Raw genomic sequence first — 19451 nt, 5'->3', positions numbered from 1 at the left:
AGATTTAATGTTCATAGTTATCACTTCTTTGTCTTGTAATCGCTTCACTTAAAGCATCCTGGTCAACCAATTCGAGATTTCGTCCGACGTTTTTCAAATCTAAGTAGGCCCTCTTTATTGTCGCTTCTCTCAATGGGTAATCATCTAATGGATACGTCTCATTAGTAATTTTTATTGGGTCACGCTTAGTGTGTGTAAGCTCAAGCGTCCCAAGTGGAGTTTTAAATGTCCCACTCCGCCCAGTTGTCATTACCGTGACATAGTCAAACATCTGCTGACTAATAACGTTATATTTACTGAGTACAGATTCCAAACTGAGGTAATTAAGGCTTGATGGCCGCACCAAATGCGGTAGGTGCAAAATACTCGTCGAGTGGTAATAGTGGCTTTCAGGAAAAGCCCATACTCCTCGACAAACCTTTTGAAGAACGCCTTTTTTTACCAGGTAATTTAGACGGACTTTTAGTGCATCGTCTGAATATTCTGGCATTAACATCTTAAATTGTGGCATAGATACAAGCGCATGATGTGTATATTTTTGCAACGCATGTAACTTACTTTTCAATTGACGTGTACTCATAGGTATGCATTAGGTTAATAAAATTAATAACCTACCGTACACCAAGAAACCAATTAGGTCTACAATTAGTTATTAAAAAAGATAACCTACTGTAGACTTAAAGACCTCAGTTATTTGGAATGATCCAATATCACCCTTTTGTCCGATAGCGCTTTTCCGTTGTTTTTTGTAGTCTTACCTCCTAAATGTAGCCGGACGTTATTACGTCAGGATAGATCTCACCTGATGCAATAGCATCAGGCTACTAGGGTGTTGCATAAAGTGATCAACGATAAAAGGAACCAGCACATGGATGTTATTCATCACGGCGCATTTGAAGGCGTTACGGGCTCGTGCCACGAGCTTTTATTAGACAGTAACCACTCACTACTTATTGACTGCGGGTTGTTTCAGGGCGCTGAAACCTCGGGTTCAGGTGCCGACGAGAGCGCCCAGGAAATTGACTTCGATATTAGCAAGGTGCAAGCTCTGGTCGTAACCCATTGCCACATTGACCACGTTGGCCGACTACCCTGGTTGCTTATTGCGGGCTTCAATGGCCCTATTTACTGCACCAAAGCCACCGCGCTGTTGCTGCCGCTGGTTATAGAAGACGCCTTAAAAATTGGCTTAACCCGTAATGCCGAAATTATTGATGCCGTAATTGCCCGGCTGCGACGTCAGCTAAACCCTGTGGCTTATGATGAATGGTTTGAGCTGCCTGCAACATTTGCGAATGAGACTTTTAAACTGCGCTTTCGCCAAGCTGGTCATATTCTGGGTTCTTCTTATGTTGAAATTGAAAATGTGAAGACTCACTACCGCATTGTGTTCTCTGGTGACCTAGGCTGTAAAAACACACCACTACTGCCCGACCCAACACCGCTGGAACGCGCCGACTTTCTGTTGCTGGAAAGCACCTACGGCGACAAGAACCACGAGTCGCGTGCTGACCGTGCGCAGCGGTTAAAGTCAGTAGTGGAACGCTGCGTTGAAAACAAGGGCACCATTTTAATTCCGGCTTTTAGTATCGGCCGCACGCAGGAGCTTTTGTACGAACTGGAAGATATTATTCATAACGCCCGTGAGCAAGAGGTTAAAACCGGTACGAAAGATCCTGTCTGGCATAAAATGACGGTAATTCTGGACTCCCCACTGGCGGCGCAGTTTACCAGGCAATACCGGACAATGAAGGACTTATGGGACGAGGAAGCCCATAAGCGTTTGGATGAAGACCGCAACCCGCTTAATTTTGACCGCCTGCTAACAGTAGACGAACACAGCGAGCACGAACGTATTCTGAATTACCTGCAAAGCAGCGGTGACCCTTGTATTGTAATAGCCGCCAGCGGTATGTGTACCGGCGGGCGTATGCTCAATTATTTAAAGGCCTTACTGCCCGACCCGCGCACCGATGTGCTCTTTGTAGGGTATCAGGCAACGGGTACGCCGGGGCGGGATATTCAGCAGTATGGCCCGGCAGGCGGCTATGTCGACTTAGACCACGAACGCGTTTACATAAAGGCCGGTGTTTATACCTTAGGCGGCTACTCTGCTCATGCCGACCAGCAAGAGCTGCTAGACTTTATTGACGCCACCGAAGAGCCGGTTAAGCGTATACGGTTGATTCATGGTGAGCCGGATGCGCGTGCTGCACTGACGGTTAAGATCAAAGCTCGTTACGGAGTAGACGTAGCCTGATGCTATTGCATCAGGTGAGATCTAGACCTGACGTAAATAACGCCAGGCTACATTAACTGACTGACAAATTCACCAATACAGCGGTATCGGATATTGCGCAGCAGCTGCAACTCGCCGGCTCTTGACTCAAAATTGGGCTGTTGCTCAAGCTCGGTGATGAGTTTGTCGGCTTCTTGTTGAATGCTTTTGCACAGCCGCTCTATTTCTCGCTCTGCGACGGGCTTATTAAGCCCTAAGTCCTCTGCGAACGCTAAAACAGATTTGCGCGAAACCTGCCCAAAATATTTGGCACCTCCAATGGGTTGCGACAACTCTTCGTTGACATGGTCTCTTGCATCAGTGTATACCGCTGTAGAGAGCAGATCATAATGAGGCATTAACTGACAGTCATTTACGCTGTAGCGAAACGTTAAATTTTTAAGATGCGCATCGCCATTGCCCACCAGGAAATTAAACAGCGCCCAACGAAACAGTCGAAAAGCGGTTTGCGCTGGAGCCCGAGTTATATCAACCAAGCGCTTTAACGCTGCTACGTTACTTGCACGATATTTCGCAGACGCTGAAATATCCAGCATTTGGCAGCCATCGAGAACGTGCACGCGCTGAGTATTTGGGTAAGTGCCTGCGCGATCAAAACGCTCAACGATGTATATGGGTTCTGGCACGTAATCTATGTCAACTTTAGGTACAATTAGCTGGCACCGCTGTGCCAGCGTCATCACGAAATATTCGTTACGAACGGTAAACCAGTAAAATTCCGGTTGGGTATGCTCTGGTTTTAAAATGTGGGTAGAGGGTGTTTGTCCGCTGGGTTCGAACCGGCCCTCTTCGTTAATAACCAACAACATTTTGTGCTGAGCACCAGCCAGCGACATACGCTTGCGCTGTTTGCTATTCATTTGTCCTTTCGGAAGCGTATGAATGCGACGGCTAATGTCACTGTCGGTTAACGCGAACAGGCCACCCGGTGGCAATGTCTCGCCGGGGTTTAATAATGTAATAGCTCCGGCAGACTCTGCACCTATCGCTTCTAACAGTGCAAATGCGTCTTCTTTGTCTAAGTCGTAGTCTTTTGCCAGAACCTCCCGAGCTTTCTCTTCTGGCAGAAGGTTATCAAAAAACCACTGTACCGGACGTTGCGTTCCGGTATCTATGTGCTCTTTTTTTGTCAGGTTTAGCGAGGGCGTCAAAGCAAAACTTATTGAGCCTTCTAGCCAGTTTTGCGTGTATTCGAAAACCCAAAGCCCGTTGTGCTCTTTTAACTGCCCAACAGGCTTGTCGTTAATGTAAACGCTGAGTTGGCGCTCTTCGACAAGTGAGCTACTCATGACTGAGGCGTCCGGTTAATTTGGTGAGCTTGTCACTTGAAGCACTGTCAGGAATGTCTAAGTAGACTCTTATGCCAAGCGCATTCAGTACATTTAGGGCTTTTTCCAGTTGCACTGTTGGCTTGCCATTTTCGAATTGACTCACAAAATTAATGCCACAGCCTGCAAAAGCGCCAGCTGTTGTCTGATCCAGCTCTTGTTGCTGCCGCACAACTTTTGCAATACGCCCGATGGTTTTTGTGTCTTTCGCTTCCAGCAGCATGGGAAGTCTCACTTAAGATTAAATTCACTTGATTGAGTGAATATAGAAGAAAAAAATAATAATATCAATATATTTCACACGATAGAGTGAATATCAGAAAAAAACCAGTTTTTAAAAGGTAATTTCACTTGAACGAATGAATATTTGAACCTGACGTAAATAAGGTCAGCTATCAATGGCTTTATGGGTCGCTATTTCGTGTAATTCCAGAATAAGTAGCTTAATTAATAAGAAAACACAAATTTTTAAATTTTAGTTTTTAAGAGAGTAGCCTGATAGTCATGTCAAGTTATACCCACCGAATAGGCTGTCGCCCGTGCTCCTGCAAATAGTCATTGGTTTTGCGAAAGTGGTTGGCGTCGAAAAAGCCGCGATGAGCCGATAAGGGCGACGGATGTGGTGCGGTCAGGATATAGTGTTTGTCACCGTCGATAAGCGGTATCTTCTTTTGCGCGTGTGAGCCCCACAGCAAAAATACGACATACTCAGTGGCTTCCGACACTTTACTAATGACCGTGTCGGTAAAGGTTTCCCAGCCCCAGCTGGCGTGACTGTGTGCATTGCCCTGCTCTACGGTGAGCACGGTATTGAGCAGTAACACACCCTGCTCTGCCCAACGGGTCAGGTCGCCGTGTTTTGGCAATACGGTGTCGGGGTAGTCTATAGCGATGGCTTTGAACATGTTGCGCAGCGACGGCGGAAATTTTACGCCTTCGGGTACTGAAAAACTGAGGCCGTGCGCCTGACCCGGGCCATGGTATGGGTCCTGACCTAAAATAACCACTTTAATGTTTTCGGGGTCGGTCAGTTTAAGGGCGTTAAATACGTCTTCCTTGGGTGGATACACCACCCTTTTCTGGCGGGCTTGTTCAACGCGCTGCCACAGCTGCTGAAAATACGGCTTTTGCTTTTCCTCGGCTAAAAGAGTGCTCCAGGGCATATTGATATTTCCGTTGTTATTGTTTTTGTATCATAAAACGATATGATCGCGGTTCTCAACTAAAGATGCATAGGTTTCCCATGTCTGAGCAAAGCAATTTACCTAAAATCAGTGTGTATCTGATTACGTTAAACGAAGGTCGTTATCTGGATGAGGTATTGGCTAGCGTTAAAAAGGCGGACGAAATTGTGCTGGTGGATTCCGGTTCCACCGATGACACGCTCAGCATTGCCGAAAAACACGGGGCGCGCATTATTCACCAGGACTGGCTGGGCTACGCCAGACAAAAGGCTTTTGCACTGGAGCAGTGTCGTAACGACTGGGTGATCAACCTGGATGGCGACGAAGTGATGCCTGAGGGCGCTTTCGAGCAAATTCAGCAGCGGATAGCCAAAGACGACATCAACGGCATCTATCTGGCGCACGACGACATTTTTATGGGGCATTCGCTGCCTTACCACCGTCATCATCGTTTTCGCCGAGTGTATCGTAAGTCAAAGTCTAAGTGGAATACATCGACCAAAGTGCATGAGCACATAGAAGTGGAACCGCCGCTGGCTCATTTGCCTATTGACGTGAAACACTACGGTTACGATTCCGCTCATGGTTACATGGACAAGCTGAACAAATACTCCCTGCTAAAAGCCAAACAACGGGAAGAGCGCGGTCGCCATTGCAGCCTGGCGCGGGTGCTGCTGATATTTCCGCTCATGTTCATTAAATTTTATTTTATCCGCCGTATGTTTTTAGCCGGATGGCGCGGTTTTATTAAGGCCAACATTGACGCCTTTCACTTTTTCCTGACCGAGGCTAAATTGTACGAGCGCGCTTACCGCCGGAAGCGCGGTGACGATGTCGAAAAATCAGAGCGCTAATATGCCGTGTTTACCTATTTATTTAATTAATCTGGACCGCTCCGGCCACCGTCTTGACGATGTAAAAAAAGCCATGGCGGAACTGAACCTGGACTTTGAACGGGTATCGGCGGTGGATGGCCGCGCGGTTTCTAACAGCGAAGTGAACGCGGTGTACAGCCACCAGTTGAACACCGAGCGCTACAATTACGACCTGACCATGGGTGAAATTGCCTGTTACATGAGCCACCGCAAAGCCTGGAAAACCTTTCTGGAAAGCGAACACGACGCCGCGATTATTCTGGAAGATGACATTGTGCTGGACCCGCTGTTTGCTCAGTTGCAAAAGCCGGTGGCAGCGTTGGCTGACAGCCGTTTTGCCCACTGGGATTTAATTAAACTGGCGCAGCCGTTCAGGCCAAAGGAGTCGCAGCCGCTGGAAACCTATGGTGAGTTTCAACTGGTGGATTACGAGAAACCGCCGATGGGTGCCTGTGCCTACCTGGTAAGTCGCCAGGGAGCTAAGAAATTGCTGTCACGGGTGCCGTTTTTCCGCCCGGTGGATGTGGATATGCAATGGCAATGGGAAACCGGTGCTCATGTTTTGGGCTTACTGCCTTACAACGTGGACAACAGCCACACCCATGAAAGCGATATTTTTAGTGTGGCCAACCGCCACGCCTCAAAGCGCCGCGGCTGGGTTCGTCTGAAGGAACAATGGCGGTTCTTTTGGCAAAACCGCCGGTATCATAAAAACCGGTAGGCTACTTATCCCCGCGGTATTTTTCGAACCAATGCAGGATGTAGGCGACTTTGTTCATCAGGTTGCTGGGCCGCGCGTAAATGCCGTGGCCTGAGTCCTGAATGCGCACCATGGCGGTCTCCACCCCTTTGAGCTTCAGTGCCTGATAATACTGCTCGGTTTCTGAAATGGGCGTACGGTAATCGTTCTCGCCGGTCAGCAGCATGGTGGGCGTGGTCACATTACCCACGTAGCTGATAGGCGAACGCTCCATGTAGTGCTCGGTGTGGTTCCACGGCAGACCCGGGAACCAATACTGGTAGAAGAAATTGTACATATCGGCGGTTAGTACAAAGCTGTACCAGTTAATGACCGGCTTAGCCACCACCGCGGCTTTGAACCGGTCAGTATGGCCGACGATCCACGCAGTTAACACGCCACCGCCGCTGCCGCCGGTAACGAACAGTTCGTCTTCTTTAATAAAGCCTTTGTCGATAACCGCATCCACACCATCCATTAAGTCGTCGTAGTCGTTGCCCGGGTAGTTGTGGTGAATTTCATTGGCAAAATCGGCGCCGTAGCTGGTGCTGCCGCGCGGGTTGGTATACAGCACCACATAGCCTGCGGCGGCAAATAGCTGAATTTCGGCGGCAAAGCGCGGACCATAGTTGGTGTGCGGACCACCGTGAATTTCCAGCATTAACGGGTAGTCTTTGTTTTTATCAAAGCCCGGCGGATAGGCTATCCAGCCCTGCAGCTGTTTACCGTCCACGCTGGATTGGTAGCGAATTTCTTCAATTTTCGCTAGTTGCTTATGCGCCAGGGCGTCTTCGTTCAGGTGCGTGAGCTGCACGACTTTCGCGTTATTCTCACTTTGCGCTTTAAATAACGCCAGTTCAGCCGGACGCTGCGGATTGGACAAGGTAAAAGCAATGTTGTCGTTATTGGCCACACTGAAATCGCCACCGCCATAAGGCCGGCTGTAAGATAACCCGCCAACGCGCTGGACAAGTTGGGTGTGATCACCTTCCAAATCGGTACGGGCCAGTTGACCAATGCCTTCGTTGTCGTAGGTAAAATACAGGCCGTCGCTGTCCGGGTCCCACTGAAAACCAGACACGCTGCGATCAAGATCCGGTGTCAGCACCTCGACGTTGGAGCCATCTAAGTCCATAACGTACAGCTTACTGATCTGATAGCTCATTTTCTCGTCGGTGTACCCGGTAAAAGCAATTTTTTTGCCGTTAGGTGAGACTTTCGGTGCGTTGTCCGGGCCATTACGCTCAGTTATCGCGGTAATTTGCTGCGTCTTTAAGTCCAGACGATAAATTTCGCTGTTAACCGGTTGCAAAAACGAATTCTCACGGCGGTTGGCCGAAAAGAAAAGCTGTTCGCCGTTGGGTGACCAGGCTAACTGCCCGGTATGGTGGTAAGCGTCTTCGGTCAGTTGACGCGGTGAGCCGCCGGTGGCTGGTATCACGTAAATTTGCTGATGCCCGTCTTTGGCGTAGCCACCGCCGTCGTATCGATAATTGCCTTTATCGATGTACTGCGGCGGTGCTGTCCAGTCCGCGCCTTCGGGCTTGCCCGGTAAACTGACCGGTGCCGGAGTGGGCTTGGGGGCAAACATGGAAAACGCAATTTGGGTGCCGTCGGGCGACCAGCTTAAACCGGCCGGGGCCTGGGTTAATTGGGTAATGGCGGCGGTTTCACCAGAGTCGGCCCAGTAAATGTGAATTTGCGGGCTGCCGGTTTTGGTTGAGACATAGGCTAACCGATCACCACTGGGTGACCACACCGGCTGGCTTTCATCACCTTGCTCTCCGGTTAGCGGACGAAGATCACCGTCGGGCAGGCTGGCCCATAAACGTCCGACTTTGCGGTCGTTCTGAATGTCCATGGACTGGCGTACAAACACGGTCCAGTCGCCACTGGGGTGAATGGTGGGTGCCGACGCGTACTCCAGCGTAAACACATCTTCCAGTTCGAGTTTTTCCTGGGCTGCTGCTGTAGCCGATAAAGCCAGCGCCGCCGCCGTCATTAACCATTTTTTCATGTTTTATTCCCCCGGAAAATAAAAAACCGCCTCAATAGAGACGGTTTTATCGTGATTCACGGTGTGAATCAATGCATTAGAACGCGTAGGAGAAGCTAACTGACGCATAATCGCGATCGGACAGCGGATCCAGCTTCTCGTCAGAGTACATGGTGTAGCCTAAGCTAATTTTGTACGTTGACAGATAATCAGCCACTAAATCCAGACCTAAAGACTTCCGGCCTTCAATGAAGTTGCTGTTGGTTGAGTAGCCACTGACGTCATGGTTAAACTGGATGGTTGGGTTTAAACCCCAGCCCTGCCATACGTTTGAGTACTCAAACTGGAAGCGCGTACGATAGCCCCATGAGGTCGATGTAGCAAAACCTTCACAGTTCATATCTGACGAAGCGCCTGTATCCTGTGCCGTTAAGCATTTACCATAAAGCGGTAAACGACCGTAACGTTGCTCGTTCAGACCTGGCATGTCGTGTACGCTGTTCATGGCCACTTCACCCACGAAGGTCATGCGGTCTGAGCCCCATAAGCGGTCAACAAAGCGCACGAAGCTCACCTGAGCCTGACTCACGTCTAAACGGTCGTAGCCGTGTGCTAAACCACCCAACTCGGTGTTCTGAACGCGGTCAGCAAAGGTACTTGGCACGTTTGGACGCAAACCAGCGGTTAAAATTTCTGTGGTATTGATTTGCACTGGCACGCCATCGCGGAAGCTATACTCACCACCGACAGACCAAAGACCTAAGTTGGTACTAAAGCTAAAGCCGTAGACTTTGGTGTCTTCCGGGTATTCCAGTACCAGTCGCGGACCGTCAATAGGATAACCGTTTGGTGTTGACCAGGTATAACCCGGTTGCTGACCGGCTGCGCCCGCTGCTTGCTGGAATGGAACCGGGTCCACAGTCCAGTTATAGGCGGAAATAATCGGCGTGTTATTGTGCAGGTTCAGGTAATAAAGACCGAACTCAGTACCTAAATCCAGCGAGTAGTAACGCAGGTTCATACCCCACTGACCACTGTCAGAGGCTTCTAAGGTTGGGTTACTGCCAATGTACGCGCCCGCCTGAATTGACTCGCGGTCGCTTAAGTAGCTGTTCGGGTCGCCGGGAACCAGTTGCGGGTTCAGCGTGACCAGACCGCAGCCCGGACCACCAATAATATCAACGCTGGAGAAGTAAGTGCCACAACCGTCCAGTTTGGTGTTGTCCCACTCGTACTGATAAAACGCTTCAAAGTTTACTGAGCGGGTAAGGCCAATGCTGGTACTCAGCATACCAACTGGCAATAGCGCTTCTTTAATTTGCGCGCCCGGACGACGTGCAGCGTTAACGTCCAGCGGGTTAATGTCGTTAATACCGTTGAAAACAAAGGTGCTTTCACCCCAACTTAATACCTGACGCCCTAAACGTACGCTGGTAGGCATATCGCCCAAGTCAAAGTTGGCATAAACGAAAGCATCGAGTAGCTCAACGCCCTGGCCTTGTGAATAACTGTCGAAAGCATCATCGTTTAACGTGGTATTTGGGTAGTACAAGTTCGCGGTGTGACCGTGTGACATTTCTTGTTCCGACACCACATAGTCGTACCAGTAGTTAAAACGAACAAAGGCGCCGTGACTGCCGCCGTCAATACTTAAATCGTGAACGCCTTTGAATACCGACGAGACTAAGTCGCCTTTATCAAAGTTCAGGTTACCGTCATCGCCCACACTGGAACCGGCGGTACCGCTGGCACGATTGCCCGGATGAATCAGATGGTTGGCCTGATCTTCCATACGCCATGCCGCGCCGTAGGTCAGAATAGAATCGAATTTAATTTTGTAGTCACCGACTTCAAAATCGGCTGCCTGGCCTGTTGCCGCAAAGCTCAGTGCAATAGCCGTAGCCAGAGGAAGTTTTTTTAGCATAGTTGTTCTTCTTTTCATTGTGAGCCACCTAATCCTTTAAACTTGTTTGGCGGTTATGTCTGAATCATGTCCGATGAGTTAAAAATATGCAAGTGTATGAACACGAAAATATAACAAGTTGTTGGAAAAAGTGCGGGGAAATGTCGCTACTGACGCAGAAAATGGCGCGCCAGCAGCGATTTTTGAATATTACAAAGGTGCAGCAAAAATTAAAGTTTGCTGTTAAGTTCCGGCAGTACGTCGAACAAGTCGGCAACTAAACCGTAGTCGGCCACCTGGAAAATAGGCGCTTCTTCGTCTTTGTTAATAGCAACAATGACTTTAGAGTCTTTCATGCCGGCCAAATGCTGGATAGCACCGCTAATGCCGACCGCGATATAAAGCTGCGGCGCAACGATTTTACCGGTTTGACCGACCTGCATGTCGTTTGGCACAAAGCCAGCGTCGACTGCGGCACGAGAAGCACCCACTGCCGCACCCAGTTTGTCAGCAATGTCTTCCAACATATGGAAGTTTTCACCGTTTTGCATACCGCGACCACCAGAAATAACGATTTCTGCTGAGGTCAGGTCCGGACGTTCAGACTCTGCCAGCTGCTCGCCGACAAATTCAGATTTGTCGTTGCTGAACACTGAATCGATGCTTTCAACGTCGCCACTACCGCCTTCTTCTGCCACAGCGTCAAATGCCGTTGCGCGCACAGTAATAACTTTAATGTTGTCTTCTGACTGCACCGTGGCAATGGCATTACCCGCGTAGATAGGACGCTTAAAGGTGTCGTCACTTTCTACCGAGATAATGTCAGAAACCTGTGCCACGTCTAACAAAGCGGCTACACGCGGCATAAAGTTTTTGCCGGTGGTGGTGGCTGGCGCCAGAATGTGGCTGTAATTTTTGCCTAAGTCTGCAACCAGCTCTGCGATGTTTTCTGCTAACAGATGCTCGTAAGCGTCGTTGTCTGCCAGCATGACTTTTTTCACGCCGTCGGCTTTTGCGACGTTTTCAGCAACGGTTGAGCACCCTTTACCGGCAACCAGTACCTCGATGTCACCACCGATTTCCTGTGCAGCGGCTAACGTTTTCAGGGTTGAAGGATCAACCGCGTTATTGTCGTGTTCTGCTACCACTAAGATGCTCATAATACTTTCGCCTCGTTTTTCAGTTTGTCGACCAGCTCATCTACATCGGCTACTTTCACGCCGGCGCTTCGTTCGGCTGGCGTTTCCACTTTCAGCAGCTTAATTGTGCGCTTAACTTCCACACCCAGTTCGTCCGGGGTTGTAGTGTCCAGCGGCTTGCGCTTGGCTTTCATGATATTCGGCAGCGACGCGTAGCGTGGTTCGTTCAAACGCAAATCGGTGGTAACAACCGCAGGCAGGGTCAATTTAACCGTTTGCAGGCCGCCGTCAATTTCACGAGTGACGTTCACAAAACCGTCGCCCATTTCGACTTTCGACGCGAACGTGCCTTGTGGCATGCCGGTTAAAGCACCCAGCATCTGGCCGGTCTGGTTGTTGTCTGAATCGATAGACTGTTTACCCAGAATGACCATGTCAGGGCCTTCTTTCTCAACCACACCTTTGAGGATTTTAGCGGCCGATAAAGAGTCTGGCATGTCGTCGGTTTCAACTTGAATAGCACGGTCAGCACCCAGCGCCAGGGCAGTACGCAACTGTTCCTGTACCGCTTTCGGGCCAATAGAAACCACTACAACTTCGTCTGCGGTACCCGCTTCTTTCAAGCGTACGGCTTCTTCCACAGCAATTTCGCAGAATGGATTCAGTGCCATTTTGACGTTAGCCAAATCGACATCGGACTGATCTGGTTTCACACGCACCTTGACGTTGTAGTCAATGACGCGCTTAACCGCGACAAGTATTTTCATGTTGTCTTCCTTTTTCTGGAATGTTCTGAATGTTGGTGTTCATTATGTTGTCATTATCCTAGACTGGCGTCGATCTCACAAGTTATGGGAGAATAAAACTCTATTGCCGTAAGGGAGAGTTTACATGGCCAGCTGGGAACAGCTTTTTCGTCACTTAGTTCAACAGGCTAAAAGTCTACCAGAATATCCGACAGAATGTCGTGATGACGATCACCTGGTGGGTGGCTGCGAGGCGAAGGTCTGGTTATGGCTGGATACGTCTGACCCTGAGGCTGTTGTCATTCGTTTTGATTCTGAGTCACGCATAGTGCGCGGTTTGCTGGCGTTACTGCAGCAGCGGCTGGATGGCTGTTCTGTTACTGAAATTTCTACTTTCGATATTGATAAATTTTACCGTGAAGAAGGCTTAGATAACGCTCTGAGCCCGTCCCGCAGCAACGGCCTGTACCAGGTCGCCAAAACCCTGAAGTTACGGGCTCAATCGCTTCAATAACGTAGCGGTAGCTTGCATGGCGAAGCTGCAGGTGACCACCATGGCGGCACCAAAGCCGGAGCTGCAGTCCATGCGCATGGAGCCGGAGCCGGGTTTTTGCAGTGTCACTTCGCCTTGCTGCTCACCGGAAATTATTGGATAGCGCAGTTGCTCTTCAGAGTAAACACAATCGACGCCCCATTTGCGCTTGGGGTTCTTGGAAAAGCCGTAGTCGCGGCGCAGTTGAGATCGCACTTTAGCCAGGAGCGGATCTTGTTTTGCTTTGGCAAGGTCGCCGACGCGGATCATGCCTGGGTCGATTTGCCCGCCGGCACCGCCGCACACCACTAAGCGTAACTTGCGGCGTTTGCACCAAGCCACCAGAGCGGCTTTGGTGTTCACGCTGTCTATCGCGTCGAGCACGGCATCCGCGCCGGTTAAGTATTTTTCGAAGTTTTCCGGCAGCAAAAAGTCGTCAATGATCTTTACCTCGCAGCTCGGGTTAATACTTTTCACCCGCTGCGCCAGCACCTCAGTTTTCAGCTGACCGATGGTGTCATCGGTGGCCGGTAGCTGACGGTTGATATTGGTGGTGCAGACGTCGTCTAAATCGATAAGGGTCAACTTGCCAATGCCAGTACGCGCCAGCGCTTCCACCGCCCAGGAACCCACGCCGCCAAGCCCGGCGACCACAATGTGTAACTGTTGAAAATGGTTGAGCGCCTGCTGTCCGTAAACACGGCTGACACCGCCAAAGCGTTGATCGGGGACTTCACTCATGACTCGGTTGTTCACTCACATCGTAGATAATAATGCCCACTTGGTGCACTTCACCACGTGGATTCTTCAGCGGAATAAGCGTGACGTTTTGATACATCCACTCGCTCTGGCCGCTTATAGGCCGGCTATGACGAAAACGAAACACATAAGGTCGCTGTTGCCAGGTAATAAACACCCGTGAATTCAATTGCCGCACGCGGTCTATTTTGCGCTGGAACCAGGACTGATCGACACCGGGGCAGCAACGAAATAAATTTTTGTCGCGCACTTCGCTCGGTCGCAGGCCGCTGTGGTTTTGCATAAACTCATTCCACATTTGAATGTTGTTATCGTTATCCACCACCACAATACCCACATCAATGGCGCCCAGAATGCTCAACTTGCTGTGCAGCTCGTCCATATCGTCTATCATTGGTCATCCTCTTCGCTTTGCAGCCAGTGCGCCAACTGCTGGTCGAGAATTTTCACGGCATCGGCCGGAAACAGCAATAAAAGATCGAACGCCAGTTTGTGTTCCGGCAACTGATAGCCAATTTCTATTGCGAGAATTTTCTGCCAGCGTTTTTCACCGTGCTTTAACAGTTCCTGCATGGGCTGATGCTCGCCCAACAGCACCGGCTGCGACGCCGCAAACTCCACATGCAATTGCTGACCTAAACCGTTTAAACAGGCAGAGGACAAGATAGAAGCGACATCCATTAGCGACTCAATGCGCTGCTGTTTGACCGAGCCACTTTCACCCAGTTTTGCGCCCAACAGATGACCTATGTCGTCAATAGCCGCTTCATTAAACAGCGTTAATGCCTCACCCAATATACCGCTACCGGAAAAGCCCTGACTCACCGCCGCCACTTGCTGTTTGGCATCGATAGATTCTATGGCCATGTGCAGTTCAGACGGCGCTATAAAATTGACGTTAGGCACCGGCAGTTCAATGAACGTATCCAGCACCCGGGCTAAGTGATCACCCGCCTGACCCATGGCAACGTTTGATACCTCACGGTACACATCCAACGGGTTCGCCGGAGCCTGAGTTTGCTGGTCTGCTATTTTCAGTTGACCACCGGCGGGTTGGTAGAGGCCAAATTGCTGCAACAGGGTTTGCACGTCTTCGGCTTTCATTGGCTTTTTCACAAAGGCCATGGCGCCTAATGCCTGTACGCGTTTTTGCGCCTCGGGCTGTATGTCACCGGAGACCACAATAACCAGGGTTTCTAACTGCTCGTCTTTTATTGCCTGCAGGGTTTCGTAGCCGTCTTTTACCGGCATATTCAAATCCAGGAACAGAATTTCAGCCCGGCCTTCACGCACACAAGTCAGCGCTTGCTCACCGTGCTCCGCCTGGTGCACTTCGGCATCCCAGTCGTCCGGCAGCGTACGCAACAGCTGTTTCCGCGCCATTTTCGAGTCATCGCACAGGGTGACTTTTAGCGTCATAGATTGAAGTTCCCGGCCAGTAAAAGCATGCCACTAGTTTAACCTATGGTGCAGTCTGATGCCATGTATGTGAACCTCAGGCTACAGCAGTTTAATTCCGGAAAAGATCGATAAACAATGAAATAACGGTAGATTGATTCCGATTTATAAGCTAGTCTTACCAAATTACAGCAACAAACTGCCGGGTGCTAATGAAAAATATAACACTTCAGCTATTTAACGAGGGAAAATGGTGGGACGCTGCCGATATCAGTTTTGCCGGTGAACAGATGGCAAGTGGTGTTACTTTAGCTTATCTTCCACAATACATTAAGGACGTGCACAGCTACGGCATGACAGACTGCTGGGCTTGTAGTGTTAACGCCCCCGTCACGATGACACCTATCGATTACGCAAGCTGGCCTGCATTACTCGACGATTTGTTGCCGGTAGGGAAGTCTCGGGACTGGTGGCTTAATTACCTCAATGTCAGTAGACGTAGCGAGTTTGAGCAGAATTATGCGTTACTGACCCACGCCTGCATGTCCCCCATTGGTAACCTCCGTATTAAAGAAGCCACTTCGCAACTGAACGCTCATAACACGCAGCGCTTTTCCATTAATGATGTTGCACAGTTACAACACGGTTTTCTGGAGTATGCAAATGAACAAGGGGCCGCTGTGGGTGGTGCTACGGGAGCCGGTGGTGTTGCTCCCAAGCTGCTGCTTATGGTTGAAAATAAAGAGGTTTATATTGATGGTGACTTTGCCGGTAAACGGCTTTCTGCAACACCCTACCTGACCAAATTTGCCCGGAATACTCGCTCTGCCAGAGACAATAATATTCTTCGTGCGGAAGGTGTCTTTTATCAGGTGCTGAGCAAGATACTGGAAGGTACCAGCATTGAGACCATTAACGTGTCTGGCATGATGACGCTGGAGCATGAATCTCAAGTAAGCCTTTGGCTTCCACGGTTTGACGTTCAAGTTAATAACTCAATAGCGACCAGGATTGGCGTTGAAAGTATCTATTCGATGGTTAATGCGGGCCCCGGCAGTTACCAGGATCACTTTTTTGTCATGGAGAACGTCTGGAATAAGATCAAAAACACCACCCAGATGTCGAGCCAAGAGTTTGCTAAACAGTATCTGGCAAGAGATTTATTGAATTTGGCTTTCGGAAATTCGGACAATCATGGGCGTAATATCTCATTTTTAAAATTAGAGGGTGATATTCAATTTGCCCCTATTTACGACTTTGCGCCGATGAAAGCCGACCCTGAAATGGTAACCCGTTTATTTAAATGGGGAAAAAGTTGTGAAGAAGGCGGCATAGTTCGCTTTGATAACGTGGTTAAACAGCTTGCAGAGTATTGCGAACCTGACGAGTTGATGGCGTTCCTGAACAGCTTAGCGGAGAAGTTAATTGGTGTTCCTGTTTTATTAGAACAGCATGGTTGTCCTCGCGAAATACTGGAATTCCCTGCCATTGGCTTTAACAACCTTGAAAGTAAATTAGCAAATTTCGGTGTACACAATGGATAATTTATCAATAGAAGAGCGCAGAGCGATAATAAAAGATATAGAAGAGGCATTGGCTAGTGGCGATATCTCTCTCGGGACTGCAATTAAGAGAATCAGAACGGACTTATATGGGATGAATCAGGCTCATTACGCGAAATTTCTTGGGGTGGCCGATAGAACATTGCGCGACATTGAAAAAGGCAAGACCGATCCGCGTTTATCTATCGTCGAAAAATTGCTTGCTCCCGCTGGACTTCGACTCAGTGCCAAGGCTGTTAACCATAAGCTGTAGCCTGATGCCATTGCATCAGGTACGATATAAAACATTACGCACCACACAATCTATATAAAAAATGAAACAATACTTAGAACTGTGCCAACGCATTGTCGACGAAGGTGTCTGGGTTAAAAACGAACGCACGGGCATTAACTGTCTAACGGTCATAAACGCCGATTTAGAGTACGATGTAGCGAACAATCAATTCCCGCTGATTACCACCCGAAAAAGCTATTACAAGTCAGCCATTGCTGAGCTTTTAGGTTATTTGCGTGGCTACCACAGCGCGGCTCAGTTTCGCGATATTGGCTGTAAAACCTGGGATGCCAACGCCAATGAAAACCGGGCCTGGCTGAATAACCCCAACCGCAAAGGCGAAGACGACATGGGCCGGGTTTATGGGGTACAGGGCCGCTCGTGGCAAAAGCCGGACGGCAGCCACTTAGATCAGTTGAAAAAAGTGATTAATCACCTGTCAAAAGGCATTGATGACCGCGGCGAAATAGTCACCTTCTATAACCCGGGTGAATTTGAACTGGGTTGTTTGCGCCCCTGCATGCATACCCATAACTTCTCGCTGTTAGGCGACACCCTTTACTTAACGTCTTACCAACGCAGCTGCGATGTACCGCTGGGGCTTAATTTTAATCAAATTCAGTGCTTCGTTCTTTTAGCTCTGGTAGCAAAAATTACCGGGCACAAGCCGGGCAAGGCCTATCACAAGATAGTAAACGCTCACATTTATGAAAATCAGTTGGAACTTATGCGCGATGTGCAGCTGAAACGCGAGCCTTTCCCGTCTCCGCAACTGCATATTAACCCGGAAATTAAGTCTCTTGAAGACATTGAAACCTGGGTCAGTAAAGACGATTTCACCGTCAGCGGCTACGAATGCCACGAGCCAATAAAGTACCCTTTTGCTGTATAATCCAATTAAGAGATTAGAACAGAGCTGGGGCTGATAAACGGCTGTTGGGGCGCATGTAAGCGTTACGAGTGTTGAGGGGCTCTATGCCAGAGTGTCGAAGGCCATGGATGGCCTTCGTCAAGCGTTCATGGATGAACTTGCAGCGTCTCTGGCATAGCGCCCCTTAACGCTCAAGCGAAACATGTGACCCAACAGCCGTTTCCCCCAAGCCCCGGTTTAAACGCGGGACTTTGCACGGACCATCAGGAAAATACCCAGAACGATCATTGGCAGGGTCAGCCATTGGCCCATGGACATGCCCAGAGAGAGCAGGCCTAAATGTGCGTCGGGTTCGCGGAAGAATTCAACGATAAATCGGGCCACCCCGTAGCCAAGCAGGAACAAGCCACTGACGGCGCCGACACCGCGGGGCTTTTTCTGATACCAATACAGCAAAGCAAATAACAGCAAGCCTTCCAGTAAGGCTTCGTACAGCTGCGATGGGTGCCTTGGCACCGGCCCGCCACTGGGGAAATACATGGCCCAGGGTACCTCGGCTGCGCGACCCCAGAGCTCGCCATTAATAAAGTTACCAATACGTCCGAAGAACAGCCCCATCGGCACTAAAGGCGCCACGAAGTCGCCCACTTGCAGGAAGGAGCGGCCTTTTTTAAGTGCGTACAGATACATAGCTGCAATAACGCCCAGCAAGCCGCCGTGGAAGGACATGCCGCCTTCGTGTATGTAGAACAAGTACAAAGGGTTATCCGCAAAACGTTCAAACTGGTAAAACAGGGTGTATCCCACGCGTCCGCCAACAATGACCCCGATAAAACACCAGAACAGCAGGTCGCTGAATTGATCTTTGTTCCAGTTAGGGTCGTGTTTGGTCTGGCGCATGCCCCAAAAATAAGCAAACGCAAAACCGGCCAGATAGGCTAATCCGTACCAGCGTATGTCGAAGGGTCCGATAATGTTAACAATAACCGGATCGATGGCGGGGAACTGCCAATAGTCATTAGACGGCACTGCGTGTACTCCCTGTTTTGTCTCTAATTAAAAATGAGTTGTATAGCAACCAGAATTAAAAATGCGGCAAACACCCGTTGCAGCTGTTTTACCGGTAATTTGTGCGCCAGTTTAGCACCCAGTGGAGCGAATAACACCGAGGCTATGGATATGCCCAGCCAGGCTGGCACATTGATTAAGCCGAACGCACCGGTTTCGCGGCCCGATAACCAGCCGTTTAAAATAAACATGACCACCGAACTGCAACCAATAATAAAACTGCCCAGCGAGGAAATGGCAATGGCCTGACGCACCGGTAGCCGCATACGACTTAAAAACGGCACGGTGAGCGCTCCACCGCCAATACCGACCAACCCCGAAATGGTGCCGATAATATAGCTGCCCAGCGCAACTAACCGCTTCGACACCGAGGTTAAAGGCTCGCCATGCTTTTGCGGCAAGACCATACGGATAGCCAGAGCTATGAGCACTACCGAGAAAATGCGTTTTAACCAGTCCGGGTCAATCACCGTAACCAGAAAAGCGCCGGTCATGGCCCCCACCGACAGCCCCGGCAACACTCTGATAAGCCAAAACTTTTCCATTAACCCGTGCTTGGCATGAGCGCGGGAGGCACTGGCCGTGGTCATGCAAATAGTGGCCAGGCTGGTGGCTATGGCGCTGGGGACCACCAACTCGGGCGGCACACCAATAATAGGCAGCAAATAAATGAGCAGCGGTACAATGATTAAGCCGCCGCCAATACCCAGCATACCCGCCAGTAAACCCGCGACGGCCCCACCGCCAATGCACCAAAGCCAGGTCGTTAACAGCATGG

At 49.7% G+C, this 19451-nt stretch carries 20 protein-coding genes; 7 read left to right on the top strand and 13 right to left on the bottom strand.

Annotated elements, in window-relative coordinates:
- Nucleotides 1-4 precede the first annotated feature (4 nt).
- Nucleotides 5-580, bottom strand: a complete 576-nt coding sequence (abiEi, locus tag RBK99_RS06845) for a type IV toxin-antitoxin system AbiEi family antitoxin (RefSeq protein WP_317503888.1) — start codon at nucleotides 578-580, stop codon at nucleotides 5-7.
- A gap of 288 nt (nucleotides 581-868) precedes the next feature.
- Between abiEi and RBK99_RS06840 the strand changes: the two genes are divergently transcribed.
- Nucleotides 869-2260, top strand: a complete 1392-nt coding sequence (locus RBK99_RS06840; protein WP_317503887.1) for an MBL fold metallo-hydrolase RNA specificity domain-containing protein — start codon at nucleotides 869-871, stop codon at nucleotides 2258-2260.
- 47 nt (nucleotides 2261-2307) lie between these two features.
- Here RBK99_RS06840 and RBK99_RS06835 read toward each other — a convergent pair whose 3' ends face one another.
- The 3 genes from RBK99_RS06835 to ung form a co-directional block, all read right to left on the bottom strand.
- Nucleotides 2308-3588 (bottom strand): HipA domain-containing protein, encoded by a 1281-nt coding sequence (locus tag RBK99_RS06835; protein ID WP_317503886.1) that lies wholly within the window; start codon nucleotides 3586-3588, stop codon nucleotides 2308-2310.
- Nucleotides 3581-3850 (bottom strand): helix-turn-helix domain-containing protein, encoded by a 270-nt coding sequence (locus RBK99_RS06830; protein WP_317503885.1) that lies wholly within the window; start codon nucleotides 3848-3850, stop codon nucleotides 3581-3583. Before RBK99_RS06830 ends, RBK99_RS06835 begins: the two co-directional genes overlap by 8 nt.
- A 289-nt stretch (nucleotides 3851-4139) precedes the next feature.
- Nucleotides 4140-4790, bottom strand: coding sequence for a uracil-DNA glycosylase (ung, locus tag RBK99_RS06825; protein ID WP_317503884.1), 651 nt, complete (start codon nucleotides 4788-4790; stop codon nucleotides 4140-4142).
- An 80-nt stretch (nucleotides 4791-4870) separates the two neighbouring features.
- Between ung and RBK99_RS06820 the strand changes: the two genes are divergently transcribed.
- Together RBK99_RS06820 and RBK99_RS06815 are read left to right on the top strand one after the other, a co-directional pair.
- A complete protein-coding gene (locus RBK99_RS06820) occupies nucleotides 4871-5665 on the top strand; it encodes a glycosyltransferase family 2 protein (protein WP_317503883.1) in 795 nt (264 codons plus the stop codon).
- Complete coding sequence (locus RBK99_RS06815) at nucleotides 5643-6407, top strand: glycosyltransferase family 25 protein (RefSeq protein ID WP_317503882.1); 765 nt, start codon at nucleotides 5643-5645, stop codon at nucleotides 6405-6407. The genes RBK99_RS06820 and RBK99_RS06815 overlap by 23 nt, the downstream gene beginning before the upstream one ends.
- A gap of 1 nt (nucleotide 6408) precedes the next feature.
- Here the strand turns inward: RBK99_RS06815 and RBK99_RS06810 are convergent, their stop codons facing one another.
- The 4 genes from RBK99_RS06810 to RBK99_RS06795 form a co-directional block, all read right to left on the bottom strand.
- Entirely contained in the window at nucleotides 6409-8442 is a 2034-nt protein-coding gene (locus RBK99_RS06810) for a S9 family peptidase (protein ID WP_317503881.1), read from the bottom strand.
- A 76-nt stretch (nucleotides 8443-8518) separates the two neighbouring features.
- Entirely contained in the window at nucleotides 8519-10363 is a 1845-nt protein-coding gene (locus RBK99_RS06805) for a DUF1302 domain-containing protein (RefSeq protein WP_317503880.1), read from the bottom strand.
- A 191-nt stretch (nucleotides 10364-10554) separates the two neighbouring features.
- A complete protein-coding gene (locus tag RBK99_RS06800) occupies nucleotides 10555-11484 on the bottom strand; it encodes an electron transfer flavoprotein subunit alpha/FixB family protein (RefSeq protein WP_317503879.1) in 930 nt (309 codons plus the stop codon).
- Complete coding sequence (locus RBK99_RS06795) at nucleotides 11481-12230, bottom strand: electron transfer flavoprotein subunit beta/FixA family protein (RefSeq protein ID WP_317503878.1); 750 nt, start codon at nucleotides 12228-12230, stop codon at nucleotides 11481-11483. Before RBK99_RS06795 ends, RBK99_RS06800 begins: the two co-directional genes overlap by 4 nt.
- Before the next feature lie 124 nt (nucleotides 12231-12354).
- Between RBK99_RS06795 and RBK99_RS06790 the strand changes: the two genes are divergently transcribed.
- Nucleotides 12355-12723 (top strand): SufE family protein, encoded by a 369-nt coding sequence (locus tag RBK99_RS06790; protein WP_317503877.1) that lies wholly within the window; start codon nucleotides 12355-12357, stop codon nucleotides 12721-12723.
- Here RBK99_RS06790 and tcdA read toward each other — a convergent pair.
- From tcdA to RBK99_RS06775, 3 genes are read right to left on the bottom strand one after another with little or no spacing between them, the layout of a single operon-like run.
- Nucleotides 12700-13482, bottom strand: a complete 783-nt coding sequence (gene tcdA, locus RBK99_RS06785; RefSeq protein ID WP_317503876.1) for a tRNA cyclic N6-threonylcarbamoyladenosine(37) synthase TcdA — start codon at nucleotides 13480-13482, stop codon at nucleotides 12700-12702. The two genes, RBK99_RS06790 and tcdA, sit on opposite strands and share 24 nt — an antisense overlap.
- Nucleotides 13475-13894 carry a PAS domain-containing protein gene (locus tag RBK99_RS06780; protein WP_317503875.1) on the bottom strand — a complete coding sequence of 140 codons (420 nt, stop codon included), beginning with the start codon at nucleotides 13892-13894 and terminating at the stop codon, nucleotides 13475-13477. Before RBK99_RS06780 ends, tcdA begins: the two co-directional genes overlap by 8 nt.
- On the bottom strand, nucleotides 13891-14919 hold the full coding sequence (locus RBK99_RS06775) for a response regulator (RefSeq protein ID WP_317503874.1): 1029 nt from the start codon (nucleotides 14917-14919) through the stop codon (nucleotides 13891-13893). The genes RBK99_RS06780 and RBK99_RS06775 overlap by 4 nt, the downstream gene beginning before the upstream one ends.
- A 191-nt stretch (nucleotides 14920-15110) precedes the next feature.
- Here RBK99_RS06775 and RBK99_RS06770 point away from each other — a divergent pair, with 191 nt between their 5' ends.
- The 3 genes from RBK99_RS06770 to RBK99_RS06760 all read left to right on the top strand — a co-directional run bounded on the left by RBK99_RS06770 (nucleotide 15111) and on the right by RBK99_RS06760 (nucleotide 17626).
- Nucleotides 15111-16442: a HipA domain-containing protein gene (locus RBK99_RS06770; protein WP_317503873.1), complete on the top strand. Its 1332-nt coding sequence runs from the start codon at nucleotides 15111-15113 to the stop codon at nucleotides 16440-16442.
- Nucleotides 16435-16713: a helix-turn-helix transcriptional regulator gene (locus tag RBK99_RS06765; protein WP_317503872.1), complete on the top strand. Its 279-nt coding sequence runs from the start codon at nucleotides 16435-16437 to the stop codon at nucleotides 16711-16713. The genes RBK99_RS06770 and RBK99_RS06765 overlap by 8 nt, the downstream gene beginning before the upstream one ends.
- 61 nt (nucleotides 16714-16774) lie before the next feature.
- On the top strand, nucleotides 16775-17626 hold the full coding sequence (locus tag RBK99_RS06760; RefSeq protein ID WP_317503871.1) for a thymidylate synthase: 852 nt from the start codon (nucleotides 16775-16777) through the stop codon (nucleotides 17624-17626).
- A gap of 216 nt (nucleotides 17627-17842) precedes the next feature.
- Here RBK99_RS06760 and lgt read toward each other — a convergent pair whose 3' ends face one another.
- Both lgt and RBK99_RS06750 read right to left on the bottom strand, forming a co-directional pair.
- Nucleotides 17843-18634, bottom strand: coding sequence for a prolipoprotein diacylglyceryl transferase (gene lgt / locus RBK99_RS06755; protein ID WP_317503870.1), 792 nt, complete (start codon nucleotides 18632-18634; stop codon nucleotides 17843-17845).
- 23 nt (nucleotides 18635-18657) lie between these two features.
- A complete protein-coding gene (locus RBK99_RS06750; protein WP_317503869.1) occupies nucleotides 18658-19449 on the bottom strand; it encodes a sulfite exporter TauE/SafE family protein in 792 nt (263 codons plus the stop codon).
- Nucleotides 19450-19451 lie beyond the last annotated feature (2 nt).

The sequence above is a fragment of the Idiomarina solivarensis genome (assembly GCF_033052755.1).
Classification (GTDB): Bacteria; Pseudomonadota; Gammaproteobacteria; order Enterobacterales; family Alteromonadaceae; genus Idiomarina.
This window is presented reverse-complemented; position numbering and strand designations above follow the sequence as displayed.